Source organism: Allokutzneria sp. A3M-2-11 16 (assembly GCF_024213555.1).
In the GTDB taxonomy this organism is placed as follows: Bacteria; Actinomycetota; Actinomycetes; order Mycobacteriales; family Pseudonocardiaceae; genus Allokutzneria.
The window spans coordinates 374,349-395,176 of record NZ_JANAVO010000002.1 but is presented as its reverse complement, the minus strand read 5'-3'; the positions used below and the strand labels follow the sequence as shown (position 1 = coordinate 395,176).

The 20,828-nt window shown below is 70.1% G+C and carries 22 protein-coding genes and 1 pseudogene; 8 read left to right on the top strand and 15 right to left on the bottom strand.

Features of this window, described 5'->3' with window-relative positions; genetic code table 11:
* The first annotated feature begins 7 nt into the window (after positions 1–7).
* From fabG to NLX83_RS19920, 4 genes are read left to right on the top strand one after another with little or no spacing between them, the layout of a single operon-like run.
* On the top strand, positions 8–769 hold the full coding sequence (gene fabG / locus NLX83_RS19935; protein WP_374118778.1) for a 3-oxoacyl-ACP reductase FabG: 762 nt from the start codon (positions 8–10) through the stop codon (positions 767–769).
* A gap of 2 nt (positions 770–771) precedes the next feature.
* Positions 772–1,584 (top strand): MaoC/PaaZ C-terminal domain-containing protein, encoded by an 813-nt coding sequence (locus NLX83_RS19930; protein ID WP_254236585.1) that lies wholly within the window; start codon positions 772–774, stop codon positions 1,582–1,584.
* 28 nt (positions 1,585–1,612) lie between these two features.
* Complete coding sequence (locus tag NLX83_RS19925) at positions 1,613–1,981, top strand: septal ring lytic transglycosylase RlpA family protein (protein ID WP_254236584.1); 369 nt, start codon at positions 1,613–1,615, stop codon at positions 1,979–1,981.
* 33 nt (positions 1,982–2,014) lie between these two features.
* Positions 2,015–2,398, top strand: coding sequence for a hypothetical protein (locus NLX83_RS19920; protein WP_254236583.1), 384 nt, complete (start codon positions 2,015–2,017; stop codon positions 2,396–2,398).
* 80 nt (positions 2,399–2,478) lie between these two features.
* Here the strand turns inward: NLX83_RS19920 and NLX83_RS19915 are convergent, their stop codons facing one another.
* The 3 genes and pseudogenes from NLX83_RS19915 to NLX83_RS19905 all read right to left on the bottom strand — a co-directional run bounded on the left by NLX83_RS19915 (position 2,479) and on the right by NLX83_RS19905 (position 5,707).
* Positions 2,479–2,865, bottom strand: a complete 387-nt coding sequence (locus tag NLX83_RS19915; RefSeq protein WP_254236943.1) for a carbohydrate-binding protein — start codon at positions 2,863–2,865, stop codon at positions 2,479–2,481.
* Between the two features lie 24 nt (positions 2,866–2,889).
* Positions 2,890–4,698: pseudogene (locus NLX83_RS19910) on the bottom strand (glycoside hydrolase family 3 protein); the annotation flags it as partial.
* A 103-nt stretch (positions 4,699–4,801) separates the two neighbouring features.
* Positions 4,802–5,707 carry a bifunctional helix-turn-helix transcriptional regulator/GNAT family N-acetyltransferase gene (locus NLX83_RS19905; protein WP_254236582.1) on the bottom strand — a complete coding sequence of 302 codons (906 nt, stop codon included), beginning with the start codon at positions 5,705–5,707 and terminating at the stop codon, positions 4,802–4,804.
* A gap of 111 nt (positions 5,708–5,818) precedes the next feature.
* On the opposite strand from NLX83_RS19905, the gene NLX83_RS19900 reads away from it, so the two are divergent.
* Positions 5,819–6,274: a hypothetical protein gene (locus NLX83_RS19900; protein WP_254236581.1), complete on the top strand. Its 456-nt coding sequence runs from the start codon at positions 5,819–5,821 to the stop codon at positions 6,272–6,274.
* A 14-nt stretch (positions 6,275–6,288) separates the two neighbouring features.
* Here NLX83_RS19900 and NLX83_RS19895 read toward each other — a convergent pair whose 3' ends face one another.
* The 4 genes from NLX83_RS19895 to NLX83_RS19880 all read right to left on the bottom strand — a co-directional run bounded on the left by NLX83_RS19895 (position 6,289) and on the right by NLX83_RS19880 (position 10,325).
* Positions 6,289–7,428, bottom strand: a complete 1,140-nt coding sequence (locus NLX83_RS19895) for a sensor histidine kinase (RefSeq protein WP_254236580.1) — start codon at positions 7,426–7,428, stop codon at positions 6,289–6,291.
* A 216-nt stretch (positions 7,429–7,644) separates the two neighbouring features.
* Positions 7,645–8,652 (bottom strand): PucR family transcriptional regulator, encoded by a 1,008-nt coding sequence (locus NLX83_RS19890; RefSeq protein ID WP_254236579.1) that lies wholly within the window; start codon positions 8,650–8,652, stop codon positions 7,645–7,647.
* A gap of 3 nt (positions 8,653–8,655) precedes the next feature.
* On the bottom strand, positions 8,656–9,969 hold the full coding sequence (locus tag NLX83_RS19885) for an MFS transporter (RefSeq protein WP_254236942.1): 1,314 nt from the start codon (positions 9,967–9,969) through the stop codon (positions 8,656–8,658).
* Positions 9,970–10,019: 50 nt separating this feature from the next.
* Entirely contained in the window at positions 10,020–10,325 is a 306-nt protein-coding gene (locus NLX83_RS19880; protein ID WP_254236578.1) for a hypothetical protein, read from the bottom strand.
* 183 nt (positions 10,326–10,508) lie between these two features.
* Between NLX83_RS19880 and NLX83_RS19875 the strand changes: the two genes are divergently transcribed.
* Positions 10,509–10,688 (top strand): hypothetical protein, encoded by a 180-nt coding sequence (locus NLX83_RS19875; protein WP_254236577.1) that lies wholly within the window; start codon positions 10,509–10,511, stop codon positions 10,686–10,688.
* A gap of 510 nt (positions 10,689–11,198) precedes the next feature.
* Here the strand turns inward: NLX83_RS19875 and NLX83_RS19870 are convergent.
* A complete protein-coding gene (locus NLX83_RS19870; RefSeq protein ID WP_254236576.1) occupies positions 11,199–12,047 on the bottom strand; it encodes a hypothetical protein in 849 nt (282 codons plus the stop codon).
* A 64-nt stretch (positions 12,048–12,111) separates the two neighbouring features.
* Between NLX83_RS19870 and NLX83_RS41915 the strand changes: the two genes are divergently transcribed.
* Positions 12,112–14,475: an ATP-binding protein gene (locus NLX83_RS41915; RefSeq protein WP_254236575.1), complete on the top strand. Its 2,364-nt coding sequence runs from the start codon at positions 12,112–12,114 to the stop codon at positions 14,473–14,475.
* A gap of 68 nt (positions 14,476–14,543) precedes the next feature.
* Positions 14,544–14,987, top strand: coding sequence for a hypothetical protein (locus NLX83_RS19860; protein ID WP_254236574.1), 444 nt, complete (start codon positions 14,544–14,546; stop codon positions 14,985–14,987).
* A gap of 107 nt (positions 14,988–15,094) precedes the next feature.
* Here NLX83_RS19860 and NLX83_RS19855 read toward each other — a convergent pair whose 3' ends face one another.
* The 7 genes from NLX83_RS19855 to NLX83_RS19825 all read right to left on the bottom strand — a co-directional run bounded on the left by NLX83_RS19855 (position 15,095) and on the right by NLX83_RS19825 (position 20,819).
* Positions 15,095–16,315 carry an HNH endonuclease signature motif containing protein gene (locus NLX83_RS19855; protein ID WP_254236573.1) on the bottom strand — a complete coding sequence of 407 codons (1,221 nt, stop codon included), beginning with the start codon at positions 16,313–16,315 and terminating at the stop codon, positions 15,095–15,097.
* Between the two features lie 211 nt (positions 16,316–16,526).
* Positions 16,527–17,234: an urease accessory protein UreD gene (locus NLX83_RS19850; RefSeq protein WP_254236572.1), complete on the bottom strand. Its 708-nt coding sequence runs from the start codon at positions 17,232–17,234 to the stop codon at positions 16,527–16,529.
* Positions 17,231–17,911 (bottom strand): urease accessory protein UreG, encoded by a 681-nt coding sequence (gene ureG / locus NLX83_RS19845; protein WP_374118777.1) that lies wholly within the window; start codon positions 17,909–17,911, stop codon positions 17,231–17,233. Before ureG ends, NLX83_RS19850 begins: the two co-directional genes overlap by 4 nt.
* Positions 17,901–18,518: an urease accessory protein UreF gene (locus NLX83_RS19840; RefSeq protein WP_254236571.1), complete on the bottom strand. Its 618-nt coding sequence runs from the start codon at positions 18,516–18,518 to the stop codon at positions 17,901–17,903. Before NLX83_RS19840 ends, ureG begins: the two co-directional genes overlap by 11 nt.
* On the bottom strand, positions 18,518–20,221 hold the full coding sequence (locus NLX83_RS19835; RefSeq protein WP_254236570.1) for an urease subunit alpha: 1,704 nt from the start codon (positions 20,219–20,221) through the stop codon (positions 18,518–18,520). Before NLX83_RS19835 ends, NLX83_RS19840 begins: the two co-directional genes overlap by 1 nt.
* Positions 20,218–20,520, bottom strand: coding sequence for an urease subunit beta (locus tag NLX83_RS19830; RefSeq protein ID WP_254236569.1), 303 nt, complete (start codon positions 20,518–20,520; stop codon positions 20,218–20,220). The genes NLX83_RS19835 and NLX83_RS19830 overlap by 4 nt, the downstream gene beginning before the upstream one ends.
* On the bottom strand, positions 20,517–20,819 hold the full coding sequence (locus tag NLX83_RS19825; protein ID WP_254236568.1) for an urease subunit gamma: 303 nt from the start codon (positions 20,817–20,819) through the stop codon (positions 20,517–20,519). Before NLX83_RS19825 ends, NLX83_RS19830 begins: the two co-directional genes overlap by 4 nt.
* Positions 20,820–20,828: the final 9 nt, after the last annotated feature.

Below are 20,828 nucleotides of genomic sequence, written 5' to 3'. Positions count from 1 at the left end.
TCGACGGGTGAGCAGCTTGCAGGGACGGGTCGCGATGGTGACGGGAGCGGCGCGTGGGATCGGTGCGGCCACCGCGCGCACCCTCGCCGCTCAGGGGGCCACCATCGCCGTGATCGACCTCGACGAGTCGGCCTGCGCCGAGACCGTCGACGCGATCACCTCCGCGGGAGGAAAGGCGATCGGGATCGGCGCCGACGTGTCGGAGCGCGCCGCCGTCGAAGCCGCTGTGGACCGCGTTGTCGCCGAGCTCGGCGGGCTGCACATCCTGGTCAACAACGCCGGGGTCATCCGGGACAACATGCTGTTCAAGATGACCGACGACGACTGGGACACGGTCATGAACGTGCACCTGCGCGGCGCGTTCCTGTGCAGCCAGGCTGCGCAGAAGCACATGGTCGAGCAGCGCCACGGCAAGATCGTCAACCTGTCCAGCACGTCCGCGCTCGGCAACCGCGGCCAGGCCAACTACTCGGCCGCGAAGGCGGGTGTCCAAGGCTTCACCAAGACGCTGGCGATCGAGCTGGGCCCGTTCGGCATCAACGTGAACGCCGTCGCGCCGGGCTTCATCGCCACCGACATGACCGCCGCGACGGCCAGCCGGATCGGCATGGAGTTCGACGCGTTCCAGAAGGCGATCGCCGACGCGGTGCCGCTGCGCCGGATCGGCCAGCCCGAGGACATCGCCAACGCAGTTGCCTTCCTCGTCGGCGACGGCGCGTCCTTCATCACCGGCCAGGTGCTCTACGTCGACGGCGGACCCCGGGGCTGACGATGGCGATCTTCCAGAGCCTGGTCGGCCAGACCGCCGGGCCGTGGCGGCGGAGCTGGACCGCGACCGACACCGCCCTCTACGCGCTCGCGGTCGGTGCGGGACAAGAGGAACTGGCGTGGAGCACCGGGCAGGAGGCGCTGCCGACGTTCGGCATCGTGCTCGCCCAGTTCGGCGCGTTCGACGAGCGGCTGGGCGACTACGATCCGGCCCTCCTGCTGCACGGCGAACAGGAGATCGTTGTGCGCCAACCACTTCCACCGAGCGGTTCGGTGTCGGTGCTGCGCACGGTGACCGATGTGTTCGACAAGGGCACCGGTGCGCTCGTCGCCAGCAGGTGGGACGCCACCGACGATTCCGGAAAGCCTTTGCTGTCAACGTCTTCGTCGGTCTTCGTGCGCGGGGAAGGCGGCTTCGGCGGCGAGCGCGGACCGTCGCTGGACTGGGAGCCGCCCGCACGTCCGCCCGACGTGTCGCTGCGGTTCACCACTTCGGCCAACCAGGCGCTGCTCTACCGGCTCACGGGTGATCACAACCCGCTGCACGTGGACCCCGAGTTCGCCGCGCGGGGCGGCTTCGACCGGCCGATCCTGCACGGGCTGTGCACGTACGGCATCACCTGTCGACTGCTGATCCGCGAGTTCTGCGGAGCCGCCCGGGTGCGGCGGATGTTCGGCCGGTTCTCGCTGCCGGTCGTGCCCGGGGCGGAGCTGGTGGTCTCGGCGTGGCGCACCGGACCGGGTGAAGTGGCGTTCCGGACGGCCGACTCCGCCGGTGCGGTGGTGCTGGACCGGGGCGCGTTCACCTACAGTTGATCAAGTCCTTCGACAGAGGAGTCTCTCGGTGATTTTCGCCGCGGCAGTGCTCATGCTCGGTCTCGCCGTCCCCGCCGCCGCGTCGGAGCCGCCCGCCTGCACGGCGAGCTGGTACGGCAACCCGGACGCGACCACGCCGGTCTACACGGCCAGCGGGGAAGTGCTGGACCCGGCCGCGATGACCGCCGCCCACGCGACTCTGCCGTTCGACACCAAGGTGAAGGTCACGCACCGCCGCACCGGCTTGTCCGTCGAGGTCCGCATCAACGACCGATTCGCCGCGCAGGGGGACCGGTGCGTGAACCTGACCCGCGGCGCCTTCGAGAAGATCTCGCCGTTGTCCATGGGCGTCGCCCCGGTTGACGTTGCGGTCACTGTTTTGCGTGACAACGGATAAATCCGCGATAAGCGCGGTCCATAGCGTCGTCGCATGCGAAAGACACTTCTCGTGGGCCTCGCGGCCGTGTCGATGTTCCTCGGTGCTGGCGTCGCCTCGGCCGCCAAGCCGTTCACCCCGGCACCGCACCACGGAACGTCGGTCACCGCCGCCGAGTGGAGCTACATCCGCGGGCTTCCCGGCGGCGTCAGGATCAAGGGCAATCTCGTGGTGACGCAGCCAGGGTGCTTCTACGTCAAGATGAAGCACGAGTTCTGGCTCGAAAGCCCCCGCTCCGAGACGCAGTGCGGACCGGGAACCATCGCGCTGCACGCGGAGACGGCCTCGATCTGGTGGTACGCCCACGTGAGCATCTGCCGCGCGAACAACGACGACTGCGGCCCCTCGGTCTTCATCGGCAACCGAGTCGGATCGTAGGCACTCAACCTCCCCAGAACCCCGTTTCGTACTCATAGCGGTCCGCAAGCCCGCTATGAGTACGAAACGGGAAAAGCGGCCTAGCGGGAGAATTGGAACCAGTTCAGGTTGGTGAAGTCGCCGCTTCCGCCGCGGGCCACCACGTGGAGGCGGTGCTTGCCCGTCGCGCCGGTGACCGCGGTGGTCGCGCTGGCCCAGGTCTGCCAGCCACCGGTCGGAGTGATCGCCTGAGTCGCCACCACGGGACCGGTCGGCGAATCCAAGCGGTACTCCAGCGAGCCACCGGCCGCGGCCCCCGAAGCGAACCGCGTCGTCACCCGGGCGGCTGACGCGGCGCCGAAGTCCACATCGGCGAAGCCCAGGTGGTCGCCGTTCGCGATCCACCCGACGTTCTGGCCGCAGCCACTGTCGGTGCACCGCTGCACTCCGGTGCCGCGTTGCTCGTCGTAGTAGGCCGCGCCGATCATCTGGTACGCGTCCTGCGCCGCGGGGAAGGACTCGCCGTGGCCGTAGCCGAACAACGCGGGCTTGCCGTCACCGTTGTTGATCGGCTGCTGCGACACCGAACGCATCCAGCTCACCGGCAGCTTCCCGGACACCTGGTGATCACCGAAGAGCACGTCCGCGACGCCCGCGCCTTCGGTGCCGGGGAGCCACGCCGCGACCAACGCGTCCCAGTCGGGCAGCTGGGCCGCGATGTCCATGGGCCGCCCCGACACCAGCACCACGACCACGGGCACACCGGACGCCTTCAGCTTCGCGAGCGTCGCCAAGTCCTCCGCGTCCAGGCCGAGCCCGTCCGGCCGGTCGCCGTTGTACTCCGCGTACGGCGTCTCGCCGACCACCGCGATGGCAGCCTTGTAGGTGTCGTTGATGCCGTCGCCGTTGCGGTTGTACGTCACCGCCGTTCCGTGCACGGCTTGCTGAATCCCTTGCAGGACCGTGGTTCCCGGGGTGATCGGGCCGCTCTTGCCCTGCCACTCGATCGTCCAGCCACCGGACTGGTTGCCGATGTCCGACGCGCTCTTGCCCGCGACGAAGAGCTTGTCCGCGGTCTTGGGCAGCGGGAGCACGCCGTTGCGGTTCTTGAGCAGCACCTGCGACTTGCGCACGGCTTCCCTTGCCAGCGAACGGTGTTCCGGGCTGCCGACGGTCGAGGTGTACGAGCGATCGGTGAACGGCTTCTCGAACAGGCCGAGCTCGAACTTCTTGGTCAGGATGCGGCGGTTGGCGTCGTCCACCCGCGACATCGGCACGCGGCCCGACTCGACCTCGGCGCGCAGCAGGTCGAGGAACCGCCGCCACTCCGCCGACACCATGATCATGTCGATGCCCGCGTTGACCGAGGCGCGGACCTCCTCCGGCGTGAACCCCGGCTGACCGTCAATCTTGTCGATGGCGTCCCAGTCGGAGATCACGATGCCGGAGAAGCCCAGCTCCGCCTTGAGCACATCGGTCACCAGGTAGCGGTGCGCGTGCAGCTTCACGCCGTTCCAGCTGCTGTAGGAGATCATCACCGAGCCGACGCCGCGCCGGACCGCCTCGCGGAACGGCGTGATGTGCCGCGAGCGCAGCTCCGCCTCGGAGACCTCGGTGTCGCCCTGGTCCTTGCCGCCGGTGGTGCCACCGTCGCCGACCCAGTGCTTCGCCGTCGCCAGCACCGACCCGGGCGCGTTCAGCGCTCCGCCCTGCAAGCCGGTCACCAGCGTGGTCATCGCGGTGGCCAGCTCGGCTTCCTCGCCGAAGGACTCGTACGTGCGGCCCCAGCGATCGTTGCGGGCCACGCACAGGCACGGCGCGAAGTTCCAGTCGATGCCGGTGCCGGAGACCTCCTCGGCGGTGGCGCGACCGATGCGCTGCACCAGCTCCGGATCGCGGGCGGCGCCGAGGCCGATGTTGTGCGGGAAGATCGTCGCGCCGTGCACGTTGTTGTGCCCGTGCACCGCGTCCACGCCGTAGATCATCGGGATGCGCAGCGGCGTGGCCAGCGCCGCTCGCTGGAAGTTGTCGTACATGTCGGCCCAGCTCGTCGCCGTGTTCGGCGTGGGGGCCGAGCCGCCGCCGGAGAGCAGCGAGCCGATCCGGTGCGTGGTCAGATCGGCGGGCTGCACGGCCTTGCGCTCGGTCTGCACCATCTGCCCGAGCTTGTCCGCCAACGACATCCGCGCCATCAGGTCGCTCACGCGGTCCCGCACCGACGCGTTCTTGTCCGTGTACACGACCGCTTGCGCTGAGGCCGTCATCACCGATGTCAGCATCAGCCCCGCCGTCGCGAGGGCCAACGCCACACGCGCTCTCATCCGAACTCCTCCTCGGGTCGTGTTCGGCGGCGGGATTGTTGTGAGCCACAACAATGACGGCCGAGTCGCCCCCGGGGACAGGGCAGAACGGGTGAGAGCGCTTTCAGAACTCCTTCGTCCAGTACTGCCCGGTGAGCTCGGCGCCGAAGCTGCGGTGCGGTTCCTCGTTCACCAGCGTGAACCCGGCCCGCTGGTAGATCCGCCGCGCCGTGCTGAGAACGTCGTTGGTCCACAAGGTGATCCGCTTGTACCCGGCCGCCTCGGCGAAGCGCACGCACTCGTCGACCAGCCGTGCGCCGACGCCCAGACCGCGCGCACTCGGCTCCACCAGAAGGATTCGCAGCTTCGCGGTGTGGTCGTCCGCCTTCATGCAGAAGATGCAGCCGACCCGCTCGCCGTTGACCTCGGCGATCCACCCGGCCTCGCGCGCGGGGTCGTGATCGTCGATGAAGTCCGCGACGATCCGCGCGACCAGCGCCTCGAACGTCGCGTCCCAGCCGAACTCCCGCGCGTAGAGCTCGCCGTGCCGCTGCACGACCCAGCCGTAGTCGCCGACCCGCGCCGGGCGCAGCACCAGGGTGCGGTCCTCCGCCGCACCGCCCAGCAGGTGGCGGATCGTGTCCATGGCGCCGACGACCTGTCCGCGCTGCTCCTCGGTGAGCCCGTCCAGCAGCGCGGCGGCCTGCGCCGAGGAGGCGTCGTCCAGCTCGCGCTGGGCCGCCCTGCCCTTGTCGGTCAGGCCGATCACCTGGCGGCGGGCGTCCACAGTGGACTTCGCGCGGGTGATGAGCCCGTCGGCGTCGAAGCGGGTGAGCAGCCTGCTCAGGTACCCGGCGTCCACGTCGAGGTCCCTGCGCAGATCGGCGACGTCGGCCGACTCGCACTGCGCCAGCTCGAACAGCACGCGCGCCTCGGTCAGCGAGTAGGCGCCGTAGCGCAGCGCGCCAACGGAGTTGGTGTAGAAGCGCGAGAACGCGCGCACCGACGAGACCAGCGAATCTTTGACCATGTCAACAATATAGTTGACGCAGTCAAGAGTTATCCTCCGCTCCCACCCGAAAGGCGGCCGAAACCTTCATTCGCGTTCGCGTCGGCGGGTCCTCCGAGGTGGACTACCGGCATGAGAGAACGACAGCTCCTGACCCGCACCCGCGTCGCGCTGCCCGTCGCGCTCGCGGCCGTGCTCACCGTCGCGGGGGCCACCCCCGCGCTGGCCGAGAACATCGCCAGGTTCGAGAGCGAGGACGGCTACGGCTGGGGGAAGATCGTCTGGAAGCCGCGGCAGGACGGCCCGGCGGGCCCGCACAGCAAGTGGCCCTTCGAGCTGACCCTCACCTCCGATCCCAAGGACGGCCACGGCCGCACCGGTGTGCAGTGGACGGTCGTCTACAACAACCTCCCCGACACGGACTGGAGGTACTTCGTCGGTCCCGGGTACAACAGGGCGACCGCCGGGCCGAAGAACATGCACATGACGAGCATCGCCGGACCCGAGGGCATGCGGTTCCGGGTCTGCCGCAAGATGAACGACGGCAAGGACGTCTGCGGCCAGCAGACGCGTCTCTACCGGCGCTGACGGTGGCGGCGGGTCTAGTTCCCGCAGGGGAAGCGGGCGCGCACCTCGAACCCGCCACCGGTGCGCGGACCAGCGAGGAAGCTGCCACCGGCCGCCTCGACCCTGGCCCGCATGCCGGTGAGCCCGCGCCCCGGGGGCTTGGCCCGCTGCACGATCCCGCGGCCGCGATCGGCGACCTCGACCACGATCTCGCCCGCCTCCCGGCAGACCCGCACCTTCGCGCTGGTCGGCCCGGCGTGCCGCAGCACGTTGGTCAGCGACTCCTGCACCACCCGGTAGACCGCCGCGTCGATATCCTCCGGCAGGTCCTCGCCCGCCAGGCTGACCTCCTGCTCCACCAGCATCCCGCCCGCGCGCACCCTCGACATGAGCGCGGGCAGTCCGCGCAGCCCGGTGGCCGAGGGACAGGTGTCCCTCGCGTGGATCGTGTCCAGCGCCGACCGCAGCTCGGCCAGCGCCTGGGTGCTGGTCAGCCGGATCGCCTCCAGCGCGGCCTTGGTCTGGTCCGGCCGGGCGTCCAGCGCCACCTGCGCCGCCCCGGCCTGCATGGCCACCACCGCGAACCCGTGCCCGGCCACGTCGTGCACCTCGCGGGCGATCCGCATCCGCTCCTCCAGCGCGGCCTTGGCCATCAGCGCGTGCCGCATCCGGTCCGCCGCGGCCTGCCGGACCTGGGCGAGCCTGCCCAGCAGCCAGGGCACGATGAACCAGCCGGTCCACGCCAGGACCATCACCACCGGCTCCCGGAAGTCGGCGACCAACCGGGGCAGGGCGAAGGCCACCCCGGCCACCGCGGCGGCGCCGCAGGCGAGGCAGGACGACGCGACCGGGCGGCGCAACGCGACCTCGAACATCGCCAGCACCATGCACAGGTGGATCGGGCCGTAAGGATTGCCGAGCAGCGTGTAGACGCCGACCGCCACCACCGTGACGGCGAGCGCGGCCATGGGGGCCTTCCGGCGCCAGGCCAGCGCGGCCGAACTGATCATCGCGAGCCCGAAGCCCCACGCGTCCGGCGGTCGCGCCTCCTCCACCAGCTCGCCGATGAGCGTCGAGCCGGAGAGCACGAGTACCGCGAGCACCACCGCGTAGCGGCAGTCCGCCCCGCTGGGCAGCCAGCCGCTCGCCCCGTCGTTGTCGCGCCGGGTCACCACGCCCCGCAGCCTAGAGGTACCAGCGGGTAACGTACACAGTTGTCCGTTTACCGGACGCGCTTCGGCTCTTTTCAGGGGCACCGCATCACCCCGCCCTGCGCTCTGACTCTGCCTGCTTGACCTGGGGCTATGACAATTACCAAGGATAAGTTCGATATTGTCGGCCGGACAGGTCCATTAGCGGGGTAATAGATTTTTTCACACTTACACAGATGTTCACATTCGGATCAGGTCGAGCAGTCGCAGCGCGAGTTCGGCCTCCAGCGCCCGCCCCGGCTCCTGCCAGCCCGGCCCGAGCAGTGACGAGATCCGCTCCAGCCGCTGGGTGACCGTGTTGACGTGCACGTTCAGCAGCTCCTTCGCCCGCGTCGGGCTGCGGCCCGCGGCGAAGTAGGCGCGCAGCGTCGGCACCAGGTGGGTCCCGCGCCGCGCGTCGTGGTCCAGCAGCACCCCGAGCGTCGCCCGGACGAACCGCCGCGGCTCCGGCTCGTCCCCGAGCACCAGGCCGACGAACCCCAGCCGCTCCGCGCTCGCGCCCCGCCCGGCCCCGCCCAGCGCGAGCAGCGCGGTCAGGCAGCGCCGGGCTTCCGCGTGCGCCGAGGCGATCTCGCCGTGCGCGGCGCCCGCGGTCACCGGCTTGCGCAGCTCCGCGCCGAGCACGCGAGAGCTGCGGTCGGCGTGGTCGGCCGCGTCCGCCCCGGGCAGCAACAACACGACGTGATCTTCGTGCTCCACCGAGAGCCCGCCGTGCGCGCTCGCGAAGTGCGCGGCGGCGGCCGCGAGCCGAGGCGGGCCGGTGAGCACCACGACGGAGTGCGGCGCGTCGAGGTCGACCCCGAACCGCTCGGCCCGCGCCTGCACATCGGGGCGCCCGGCGATGAGGTCGGCGAGCACCTGCCCGCGCTCCCGCTCCTCCGCGGCGAAGGCGCAGGCGCGGACCAGCAGCTCCAGCGCGATCACCGAGGCGGCCACGTCCAGGTTCCGCCGCCCGTCGCCGTCGAGTTCCGGTCCGGAGCGGCTGACCTCGCCGACCCGCCGCCCGTGCGCGATCGCCGCGATCTTGAGGGTCCGGCCGCCGCGCCCGCGTCCGGCGCGGGCCAGCTCCCGCCCCTCCGCGTCGGTGATCACCACGACGCCGCCGAGCCAGTCGGCCACCACCTCGGCGAGACCACCGGCACCGCCGCCCGCCGCGGCAACGGCCACCAACCGCTCGACCACCGTCACGCCTCAACTATGGGGCACGGCGACCTGACCCGGGTCGGCCCGGAGGTCGCGGTGGCGCGTCTCGGGGGAGAGCGCGACCGCGACGACCGAGATCAGCGACATCGCCGCCAGGTAGATCGCGATCGCCAGCCAGCCGCCGTAGGCCGCGAGCAGCGCCGTCGCGATGATCGGCGCCAGCGAGCCCGCGAAGACCGACGCCAGCTGGTAGCCGATCGAGGAGCCGGAGTAGCGGACCCGGGTGCCGAACATCTCCGCGAAGTAGGCGGCCTGCGGCCCGTACATCGCGCCGTGGAAGACCAGCCCGATGGTCACCGCGAGCGTGATCGCGCCGAACGACCGCAGGTCCAGCAGCGCGAAGAAGCCGAACGCCCACACGCCCGTGCCCACCGCGCCGAGCAGGTAGATCGGGCGCCTGCCGACGCGGTCGGAAGCCGCTCCCCACAACGGGATCACCACGAAGTGGATCGCCGAGGCGATCAGCACCGCGTTCAGCGCGACGCCGCGGTCGAGCTTGAGGTGCTGCTCCACGTACACCAGGACGAACGCGGTGATCAGGTAGTAGCCCGCGTTCTCCGCGAAACGGGCGCCCATCGTGATCAGGATTTCCTTGCGGTAGCGGGTGAACACCACCGACACCGGAGGCCGCTCGACCGTGCCCTCCGCGCGCTCGGCCGCCTCCACGAAGACCGGCGACTCCGCGATGGAGAGCCGGATCCACAGGCCGATCAGCACCAGCACGCCGGAGAACAGGAACGGCACCCGCCAGCCCCAGGACAGGAAGTCCTCGTTGCTCTGCGTCGCCGAGAGCACCGCCATCGCCGCCGAGGCGAGGATGTTGCCGCCCGGCACGCCCGCCTGCGGCCAGGACGACCAGAAACCGCGGTGCTTGTCCGAGCCGTGCTCGGAGACGATCAGCACCGCGCCGCCCCACTCGCCGCCCACCGCGAAGCCCTGGACCAGGCGCAGCAGCGTGAGCAGGATCGGCGCGCCGACGCCGATCGAGGCGTAGGTGGGCAGCAGCCCCATCGCGAACGTCGCGACACCCATCAGCAGCAGGCTCGCGACCAGCAGTTTCTTCCGCCCGAGCCGGTCGCCGTAGTGGCCGAACACCAACCCGCCCAGCGGCCGGGCCAGGAACCCGATCGCGTAGGTCACGAAGGCCAGCAGCGTGCCGACCAGCGGATCGGAGGCCGGGAAGAACAGCTTGTTGAACACCAGCGCCGCGGCCGTGCCGTAGATGTAGAAGTCGTACCACTCCACCGTGGTGCCGGCGAGACTGGCGCCGACCACCCTGAGCGTGTTGGACCTGCCCGCCATGGCGCCCTCCCCGACCGCGTTGTGCACCGACGGTAAGGGTGATGTGGATCTCAGCCCATGTGTTCCAAGCCCACACTCCGCCGCCGTGACCGGTGGTGCCGGGCCACCGCGATGCGCCCGGTCGCCCGATTCAAGTCCATTGTGGACAGGGGAAGACCTCGGACGGGACGGGCCCGGTGCCTGCCGCCCGGCGACCGTACGACCAACCGGGCGAACGGGCAGGCGGAGCGGATCTCGCGGATGGCCCGGCGGCTGCGGCGGCGGGCCCGGAGGTGCCGCCAGGACGGGCTGTCCCACGCGGCGACGAAGAGGAGCGAGAGGATGGTGAACAGGAACGGTGCGATCAGGTCAGACACAGCGGTGCTCCCGCCGGTCATCGGACGCGGACATGTGCGTCACCTCCGCGAGGGAGACAACGCGCTCCGCGCCCGATGACGCCGTTCTCGCCGGATCAGGGTGACGAGGACCCCTTTGCACTAACGGTCGATCCACGGTACGCACGCTCAGGCGAGAGTCTCAGGGGCATAACGGGGGGTGGGATGGACTCGACCGACGGAGCCCGGCGCCCCCGGCGCTCGGCTTCCCTCGACGTGCGGGTCCGAGGCCGCCAGGTGCTGCTGACCACCTCGCTGGGCACCGTCATGGTCCTCGACCAGGACACCGCCCGGCAGCTGATCACCGTCCTCACCACCGCCGTCGAACTCACCGAACTCCCCTGACCACGAACCGCCCCCACGGTGGTCAGGGCGTCTTCAAGTACAACGAACCCCCCAAACGATCACCGAAAACCGCCCCCAACCCCCCGGGCAGGAGCAGCGGGTTGGGGGCGGTTTTTGGTGATCAACGGCGGGGTCGGGGGTACTTGAAGACACCCCAACCACCGGCGCGGAGCATGGCCGGACGGTAACGCCCGCGAGTAGAGGGGTTTCCCGATCCGACGCCGCGATCGGACTCGTGGTCGATGACTCCCCGGACCGGCCGCTGTACCGGCCGTGCGCGAAAGGTCCGGGCAGGGCAACGGTGGGACCTCTTCGGGTTAGAGAGATCCCACCGCACTGCCCCCAGAGTGACCTTTCCCCCGGTCACCGCGTCCGCCCCCTCAGGCGTCCGCATGGCTGGAAGCCTGCCCGGCGTGGGCGGGACTCGACCAGGGCGCTGGGATGCCGTGGGACAAAGATGCCCCCTGACCTGCGGTGATCGCGCGCGGAGCCGGGCGGTGGCGGGACGGATCAGTCGAACCGGACGGCGCCGCCCGCCGATTCGTCGTCGGTGCCCAGCACGCGGTGGTCGCAGGGAGCGGCCGTGCAGGTCACCGCTTCGATCTTGTGGCCGCCGTACCGGGCGATCTCCTGGTGTTCGCCGATCGGCCGCAGCGCCACCGCGCCGCCCTCGGCGGAAATGCGCGCGGAGCGATAAAGGGAGGAGTCGAACGGGCCCTCGTCGCCCGGGTCCGACGCCGAGGCCGCGAGAACTTCTCCGGAATCCGTGATCGCGATATCCGAGATGTGCCGGACATCCCTTTGCGGGTAGCTCGCCCGAATCGTGAGCGAAGTAACCGGTCCGAATGTCATCCGGTCGATATCGACCTCGGCCGCGATCAGCCTGCCCGGTCGCTCGTCCTGCCCGCGGTCGGCCCACGCCGCGACGGTGCGCCCGCCGAGCACAGTCAGCGCGAAGCCCTCGTAGTTGTCATCGTCGTCGACCGCCGGAACGGTGAACTCGCCGAGGACGTGAACTTCGTTGCCGCGCAAGGAGATCCGCGCGCCCTTGCCCGAGCTGGCCAGTGCGACGAACTCGTCCGGCCGCCCCGGCACGGCGGCCAGCGCCTCCAGGTCCGCCGGCACGGGGCCGACCCACGTCAGCGGTGTCACCCGCGCGCCGGGAAATGAGACAAGGGCGGCGCGATTTTCTCCCGATTTCTTGTTGTCCCGAACGATCATCAGGTCACCACGTGCGGTGAGTGCCGAGCCGCTGACCCCGGAGGTGATTCCGGAGCCGACCGGCTGCCAGCCCGACTGGGCGGGCGAGAACGCGCAAACGGATAAAAGCGACAGGGTGGCCGCGATTGTTCTGAGCACATTCGGAGCATAGGCATTGAACTCCTTTTCCGGGTAGCCGGGACGGGTGCGGGATGATGGGCCGGTGGGAGGGACCGACGCGGTTGCCGAGTTCGCCGCCGTGCTGCGGGGGCTCAAGGAGCGGTCGGGGCGCAGTTTCGCCGCGCTCGCCCATCGCACCGGGACGAGCAGCTCGACCCTGCACCGCTACTGCGCCGGGACGGTCCTCCCGCCGGACTTCCGCCTGGTCGGGCAGCTGGCCGCGGCGTGCGGCGCCAACCGCAGGGAACTGGCCAGGCTGCGCAGGCTGTGGGAGTTCGCCGAAGCCGCCGTCTCCGAAGTGACCGCAGCCACCGTCGCCGAGCGGCCCGGCGGCGACGGCTGGCGCCCGCGCAACGAGCTGCCGAGGGACATCGGCGACTTCACCGGCCGGGACGCCGAGCTGGACGCGCTGCTGGCCGCCGTCGTGGCCGCGGACGGGCGGACCGTGCCCGTGCACGCGATCGACGGCATGGGCGGGGTCGGCAAGACCTCGCTCGTCGTGCGCTGCGCCCACCGGCTCGCGCAGCGCTACCCGGACGGCCAGTTCTTCGTCGACCTGCACGCGCACACCCCGGGGCATCCGCCGCTGAGCCCGGCCGCCGCGCTGGAGACGCTGCTGCGCGCGGTGGACGTGCCGGGCGAGAGCATCCCGCCGACCGTCGAGCAGCGCGCCGCGCTGTGGCGGTCGACGCTCGCGGGACGCCGCGTGCTGCTGGTGCTGGACAACGCCGCCGACGCGGCGCACGTGCGACCGCTGATCCCCGGGCACCCCGGCTGCCTGACCCTGGTCACCAGCCGCAGGCGGCTGACCGACCTTGACGGGGCGAGCACGCTCGCGTTGGACGTGCTCCGCGAGGACGAGGCGGTCGGGCTGTTCCTCCGCATCGCCGGGTCCGGGCGGGGCGAGGACGCGGCGGTCCGCGAGTGCGTGCGGCTGTGCGGATACCTGCCGCTGGCCATCAGGATCGCCGCCGCCCGGCTCCGCGACCGTCCTGTGTGGACGGTGGAGCACCTGAACCAGCGGCTGGGCCGCAACACCCGCAGGCCGACCGAGCTGAACGCGGTGTTCGCCCTGTCCCACCAGTACCTCGACGACGCGCAGCGGCGCATGTTCCGCCTGCTCGGCCTGCACCCGGGAGCCGACGTCGACGTGCACGCCGCCGCCGCGCTCGCCGGGATCGCACCGCTGGACGCGGAGGACCTGCTGGAGTCCCTTGTGGACGTTCACCTCGTGCAGCAGCGCGAGCCCGGCCGGTACCAGCTGCACGACCTGCTCCGTGAGCACGCCGCGAGCACGGCCTCCGCCGAGGAGGACCCGGCCGCGCTGACCGAGGCGCTCGACAGGCTGTGGGACTACTACCTGGCGGCCGCGAGCCTGGCGACCCGCGCCTATGAACGCGCGGAGTCCTCGGAGGAGGAGCCCGACGAACGGCTGCCGGACCTCGCCGACCACACCGTGGCGGCGCGCTGGCTGGAGGCGGAACGGGCCAACCTGGTCGCGGTCGTCGAGCACTGCACCGACGAGCACGCGTGGCGGATTTCCCTTGTGCTGTGGCAGTTCTTCCTCACGCGGGGCTACAGCCAGGACTGGTTGCGCACCCACGAGGCCGCGCTCGCCGCCACCGACCGGCTCGGCGATCTGGACGCCCGCGCGGAGATCCTGAAGAACCTGGGCATGCTGAACTGGCGCCTCGGCCGCGTCGACCAGGCGCTCGCGCAGCTGCAGGAGGCGTTGGAGCGCGACCTCGCCACCGGCAACGAGCGCTTCGAGGCCAGGACGCGCGGTCGGCTCGGGCTGCTGCACGACTGGCGGGGCGACTACGAGGAGGCGGTGGCCAACTTCGCGCGCTCCGACGAGCTGTACCAGAAGCTGGGCGTGGACTTCGGGCGCGCGCCGTCGATCCTGGGCCTGGGCAGCGCGTACCGGCAGCGCGGCGATTTCACGTTGGCGCGCAAGGAACTCGACCGGGCGCTGACGTTGAGCGAGGCCACCGGTGACCTGTGGGCGCAGAGCCTGGCGCTGACCAACCTCGGCCTGATCGACGCCGACGAGGGCGATGACGAGCTCGCCCGGTCCCGGTTCGAGCGGGCGCTCGAACTCAGCGAACGGCTCGGCGACCGGTGGTCGTGGGGCTTGGCGATCAGTTCGCTGGGCGCGATGAACCGCAGGCTCGGCAACTACGAGGAGGCGCTGCGCTACCAGCGGCGCGCCCTGGACAACGCCACCCAGGGCGGTGACCGCTGGGCGATGGGTCTCGCCCACATCGGCCTCGGCAAGGTCCACCACCTGCTCGGTGAGCGGGAGCGAGCCCGCGAGCACCTCCGGCTGGCCCTGGAGTACGCGGAGGAGCTGGGCAACCGCAAGCTGCTCGCGGAGGCCCGGGCGGCGCTGGACACCTTCGGCTGATCACACCTTCGATCGAACGCCCCGACCGCGCCCTGCCGGTTTCCGCGCGCCTGCCTACTGTCGCGAGCATGAAGCGTCCCCTCGTCGCGGTGTTCTGCGTTCCGGTCGCACTCTGTCTCGCCGCCCCGTCCGCTGCGGCAGCCCCACCCGCGCCCGTGCCCAAGGGCGATATCGGTGCCGCGGTGAAGGCTGTCGGGGAGAGCTTCGACGCCGCCTGCGCGCAGAAGAAGGGCGTGCGGTTCGTGCTCGCGGGCACCGACGTCATCGCCAAGCAGACCAAGAAGATGCCCGATCCGGTGAAGAAGCTCGTCAACGCCGTCTGGCACGAGCTGTACAAGTTCCCCGACCCGTGCGCCGCCGACTCGCGCGCCAAGATGGCGAAGTTCGTCGCGGATCGCTATGCGGCGGAACGGAAAACCGTCGACGGCTACTACGTCGCGCACCAGGAGGCGTGCGACAAGGGCGCGTGGACGATCGTGGCGAAGCTCAAGGAACTCCTCACCAAGATCTAGTTCCTGCGTGGGGTCGGCTTGACCTGGGGCCTTTGCCTTCCAGTCCGCGCCTGTACCACGCTGGAACCATCACGTTCCAGCGTTGCGCCGTTCCCGAGACCTCCTGCCTATAGCGTCAATGGGCAGTCCACCCTGATGTTCCGCAACGGCACCTGGTCCGGGTCGATCCACTGTGGAGGGATGAAGCTCGGCATCCCGTGGTCGAAGATGATCTCCCAGTCTTGTGCGTGTATCACGTGATGGTGATACACGCAGAGCAGGACGAGGTTGTCGAGGTCGGTCGGCCCGCCGTCGATCCAATGCACCACGTGATGAGCTTCCGTCCATGAAGGAGGCCGATCACAGCCCGGGAAGGCGCATCCCTTGTCCCGCACCGCCAACGCCCGCCGCTGAGCGAGTGAGGCGAGCCGTCGTCCGCGCCCGTAGGCGAGGGGTTCCCCCTTCTCCCCGAGCACGATGTGGGCGATGTCGGCATCACAAGCGACATGCTGGGCCAGGTCCGGGGACACCGGCTGCCCGGTGTCAGTCCGAGCGCACCCGGTCTTGTCCTTCAGGTTGTCCGCGTTCATCGTCATGACCAGCAGGGAACGCGGCAAACCCGGGATGTCGTGGTGGGCCATCGCGATCGTCATGGCTTCGATGAAGGCGTCGGCCAACCGCTGTTCGAAGGTGCGGGGGTCTTTCTCCCCGTCCACGGATCGGGGTTTGGCCATGGCGAGGAACAGGTTCCGGATCTTCTCTCCGTTGAGCGCGTCAACGGTGACCTGGAAGCGCAGGCTCCCGTCCTTGCCACGGGACATCCGCGCCGCACGCCGCTCAATCGCCTCCCGCTCGTCGCGGTAGACACCGTCAGGGTCGACCACCGTCCGCACGTATTTTCCGGCACGCATCAGAAACTCCGGGTCCAACGTCGGCGCCACATCCGCCAGCACACGCTCCGCACCCTCGACATGCTCTGACGGGAGACGCTTGATCGCATCGGAGATCACCAGCGCGTGTTCACCACTGATCTCACCCGCGTACATCGCCTCCCGGGTATGCGGGAGTGTCGGTAGCTCGCGCACCAACCTCGTGCGCCGCTTGGCCTCACCGGGATGGATCTGCAGCTTGGTGCACAACAACATCGCCAGGTCCTTGCACCCGTACGTGGAGTGCAAGACACGCTCATCGGCCTGAGTGTCGGCGTCGGTCTTCACAGCGGCGAGGAGCCTGCCGATCGTCTCCAACTCCGACAGGAACTCTAGATGATCGTTCTCGGACAACTGATATGAGTCGTTGGCCGCCAGCTGCGCGGCGAGTAGATCCTTGATTGCCTTGGTATCCAACATGATCACACCTCCTCTCCCATGCGGATACCTCCACTTAATCACACCTTCCCGGCGCGTACAAATCGTTGCCACACAAGGAAAAACCAGGCGTGAGCCGCCGCTGGAACGGTCGGCTTTACCTGGGGTGCGCGTGCCATACGCTTCCCGCGAGGGCCGGGGTTTCATCCCCGTGCCCCTGAGAGGCCCAAGGGCACGCGCAAGGGGCCCCAGGTCAAGCCGACCCCGCGCTGGAAGCCAACGAATCCAACAGCGAAGAAACCTCAACAGCATCCGAACCAAGCACTGTCACCAACGCGGCCCCTCGCAGCGCATGCACTGCGCCGCAACGAAAAGAACGAGCGTGAACCGACAACCCAGGAGCAACCACAAGCGCCGTCCCCAGCACAGAAGCGGAACCGATGATCGCCGGAGATCGGTACAACGACGGGTCGACCAACGTCGTCGTCGTGCGCAACACGGGACGCCCAGCCCGAGTCACATTCCAATGCTGCACGAGCTTCCCGGGCTCCTCCCCGTGCCGCCCAAGAACAACGAGGTCCTGCCACAGCAACCGCGCGCCCTCGCTCAGCGAAGCAACAGAGTGGTTGTGCACCAAGCAGCCCCGAGCAAGCACGGTCGGCTCCTGGCGGATGACCGCCGAGCCGTCCACTTGTAGTCCAAAGTGGACAGAAGATGTGCCGCGCAGCGCGATCTGGGCGCCGGTCGACCGCAGTTCCAGGGAAGCTCCGTCGAGCACGGACACGTCCAAGCGCAGGGAATCGCCGCCGAGCGGGCCCGCGGCCGTGCCGACCACGTGCACCTGTGCGGTCGCGCCGGGAATCCCGGTGCGGCGCAAGGTCAGCGGGGGAGCGGAGCGCAGCTCGGTGATGACGCTGCGCTCACCCCGCCGGGCCACGGTGAGGGCGGCGTGGGCCTTCACGCGAGTTCGGCGAGCTGCTGGAGCACCCAGTCGGCGACCTTCGACGCGGCGGGGTCCTCGGGCAGCGAGGTGAACAGCACGGGCAGTCCGCGGCGCACGGCCTCGGCGTCGCGGGCCATCACCGAGAGGTCGGCGCCGACGAGCCCGGCGAGGTCGGTCTTGTTGATCACGAGGAGGTCGGCGAGGGTGACGCCGGGCCCGCCCTTGCGCGGCACCTTGTCGCCACCGGCCACGTCGACCACGAAGATCTGCCGGTCCACCAAGCCCTTGCTGAAGGTGGCGGTGAGGTTGTCGCCGCCGCTCTCCACGAGCACCAGGTCGAACGCGCCGTGCCGCGCCTCCAGGTCCTCGATGGCGTCGAGGTTGGCGGTGATGTCGTCGCGGATCGCGGTGTGCGGACAGCACCCGGTCTTCACGGCGCTGATCCGGTCGTCGTCGAGGATGGCGTTGCGGCGCAGGAACTCCGCGTCCTCGGTGGTGTAGATGTCGTTGGTCACCACGCCGATGCTGAGCCGGTCGCGCAGGGTTCGGCACAGCGCGGCGACGAGCGCGGTCTTGCCGGAGCCGACGGGGCCGCCGATGCCGATGCGCGGGCTGGCTCCCAGCCTGTGGTCGTGGCCGTGCGCGTGCGGGTCGTGTCCGAAGTCGTGGGGACCGTCGCCGTGGTTACGAGACAAAGAGCTGTCCTTCCGATTGGTGGTGGGCTTCCGCGAGCACGTCGAGCAGCGGAGCGCAGTCATCGGCCAGCCCATCGCGAGCGGCCTCCGCCGCAACGGAGTCCACAGTGGACGTCAGTGTGACGAGCATGCGGTGCACCGCGAACGGGTCGAGGGCGAGCAGCCGCAGCGCCGCCGAAGCCGGAGCGGTCACAGAAGCGAGCGCCGTCGCAACGGCCACCTCCTCCGGCGAAGCTCCGCTGAGCACGCCGAAAGCGATGGGCTGGTGCGGTTTCGGCCCGAGCCACGGCGCGGCACCTGGATAAGCGCGCATCAACCCCCGGCCCTGCTGGCGCGAAGCCGCCCTCTGCGCGGCGGATGGCGTGCGCGCGTCGAACTCCTCGTCGAGCAGAGCCCAATCATCATCAGGCGTCATCCGTGCGGCGCAGGCAGCGAAGGAGGCGCACACACGACCGGTCGTCGTGAGCCTGCCGACCAGGAAATCCCGCAGCGAAGCCACATCCGTGACCAACCCGGCGCGCCACGCCGCTTCGATGCCGCCGGAGTGGACGTGTCCGCCCGCGGGCACTCGCGAGTCGCCCAGCAGCAACAACCCCGCGCTGACCATCAGAAGAGGAAATACCGTTGCGCGAGCGGAAGCGACGCGGGCGGCGCTGGAGTCACCAGTGAGCCGTCGATGTGCACGGTGAACGTGTCGGGGTCGACGTCGATGCGGGGAAGCGCGGTGTTGTTGGGCAGATCCGCCTTCGTCAGAGCACGGGTGTCACGCACCGGAACCACCCGGCGCTGAACAGGAATCTCTGACGAAAGAGCAATAGGCGCAACGAAGTGCACTGAAAGGGAGGACGCCGCCGAAGCACCCCACATCGGCCGGGACAGCACGGGTTGCGGCGTGGGGATCGAGGCGCCCGGGTCGCCCATCGCCGCCCACGCGATCATGCCGCCCTTCACCACGACATGCGGGCGGACGGCGAAGAACGCCGGGTCCCAGAGCACGAGGTCGGCGAGCTTGCCGACCTCCACCGAACCCACCTCGGCGTCCAGGCCGTGCGCCACGGCCGGGCAGATCGTGTACTTGGCGACGTAGCGCCGGGCGCGGTTGTTGTCCGCACGCCCATCGCCGGGCAACGCGCCGAAGCGGTCCTTGTTCACGTGCGCGGTCTGCCAGGTGCGGACGATCGTCTCGCCGACCCGGCCCATGGCCTGCGAGTCGGAGCTGATGATCGAGATCGCGCCGAGGTCGTGCAGGACGTCCTCGGCGGCCATCGTGCTCGGCCGCATCCGCGACTCGGCGAAGGCCAGGTCCTCCGGGATCGACGGGTCGAGGTGGTGGCACACCATCAGCATGTCCAGGTGCTCGTCCAGGGTGTTCACCGTGAACGGCCGCGTGGGGTTGGTCGAGGACGGCAGCACGTGCGGCTCGCCCGCCATCCGGATCACGTCCGGCGCGTGCCCGCCGCCCGCGCCCTCGGTGTGGTAGGCGTGGATGCTCCTGCCCGCGATAGCGTCCACAGTGGACTCAAGGAAACCGGCCTCGTTCAAGGTGTCCGTGTGGATCGCGACCTGCACTCCGGAGGCGTCGCAGACCCGCAGGCACGCGTCGATCGCCGCGGGCGTCGTGCCCCAGTCCTCGTGCAGCTTGAAGCCGCTGGCCCCGGCGCGCAGCTGCTCCCACATCGCCTCTTCGGAGACCGTGTTCCCCTTGCCCAGCAAGGCGACGTTCACCGGGTAGCCGTCGAGCGCGACCAGCATCCGTTCGATGTTCCACGCGCCGGGCGTGACCGTCGTGGCACGTGTGCCCTCGGCCGGTCCCGTGCCGCCGCCGACGATCGTGGTGACGCCGCTGGCCAGCGCCTCGGGAATCTGTTGCGGGCAGATCAGGTGCACGTGCGCGTCGACCGCGCCCGCCGTCAGGATCATTCCGTTGCCGGACAGGATCTCCGTGGACGGACCGATCACCAGCTCGGGGTGCACGCCGTCCATCGTGTCGGGGTTGCCCGCCTTGCCCAGTGCGACGATCCGGCCGTCCCGCACGCCGACGTCGGCCTTCACCACGCCCCAGTGGTCGAGCACCACCGCTCCGGTGATCACCAGGTCGGGCGCGCCCTCGGCGCGGGTCACCGCGGCCTGCCCCATCGACTCGCGGATCACCTTGCCACCGCCGAAGATCGCCTCCTCGCCCGCGCGACCCGGCCCGCCGCACAGGTCCTCGGTGACCTCGATCAGCAGGTTCGTGTCGGCGAGGCGGACGCGGTCGCCGGTGGTGGGCCCGTAGCGCCTGGCGTAGTCGGCGCGGCTGATCCGGCTCACTTCTCACCCTTTCCCAAGCTCAGCCCCGGAACCACACCGCGCCCGCCCAGCTCGACCAGCGTGACCTCGCGCGCGACGCCGGGTTCGAACCGCACGGACGTCCCGGCGGGCACGTCCAGGCGCTTGCCAGAAGCGGCCTCGCGGTCGAAGGAGAGCGCCGAGTTGGCCTCGGGGAAGTGGTAGTGCGAGCCGACCTGCACGGGCCGGTCGCCGGTGTTGACCACGCGCAGCGTGACGCGCTCGCGCCCGGCGTTGAGCTCGATGTCGCCGTCCTCGGCGAAGACCTCGCCCGGGATCACGGGATCGGCTCGTGGATCGTGACGAGCTTCGTGCCGTCCGGGAACGTCGCCTCGACCTGCACGGAGTGCAGCATCTCCGGCACGCCGTCCTGCACGTCGTCGCGGCCGAGCACGTCGCGCCCGGACGACATCAGCTCCGCGACCGTGCGGCCGTCACGCGCGCTCTCCAGCACGAACGCGGTGATCACCGCGACCGCCTCGGGGTAGTTGAGCCGCAACCCCCTGGCCCGGCGGCGGTGCGCCAGGTCCGCCGCGACGTGGACGAGCAGCTTCTCCTGCTCCCTGGGGGAAAGGTGCATCACCCGAAC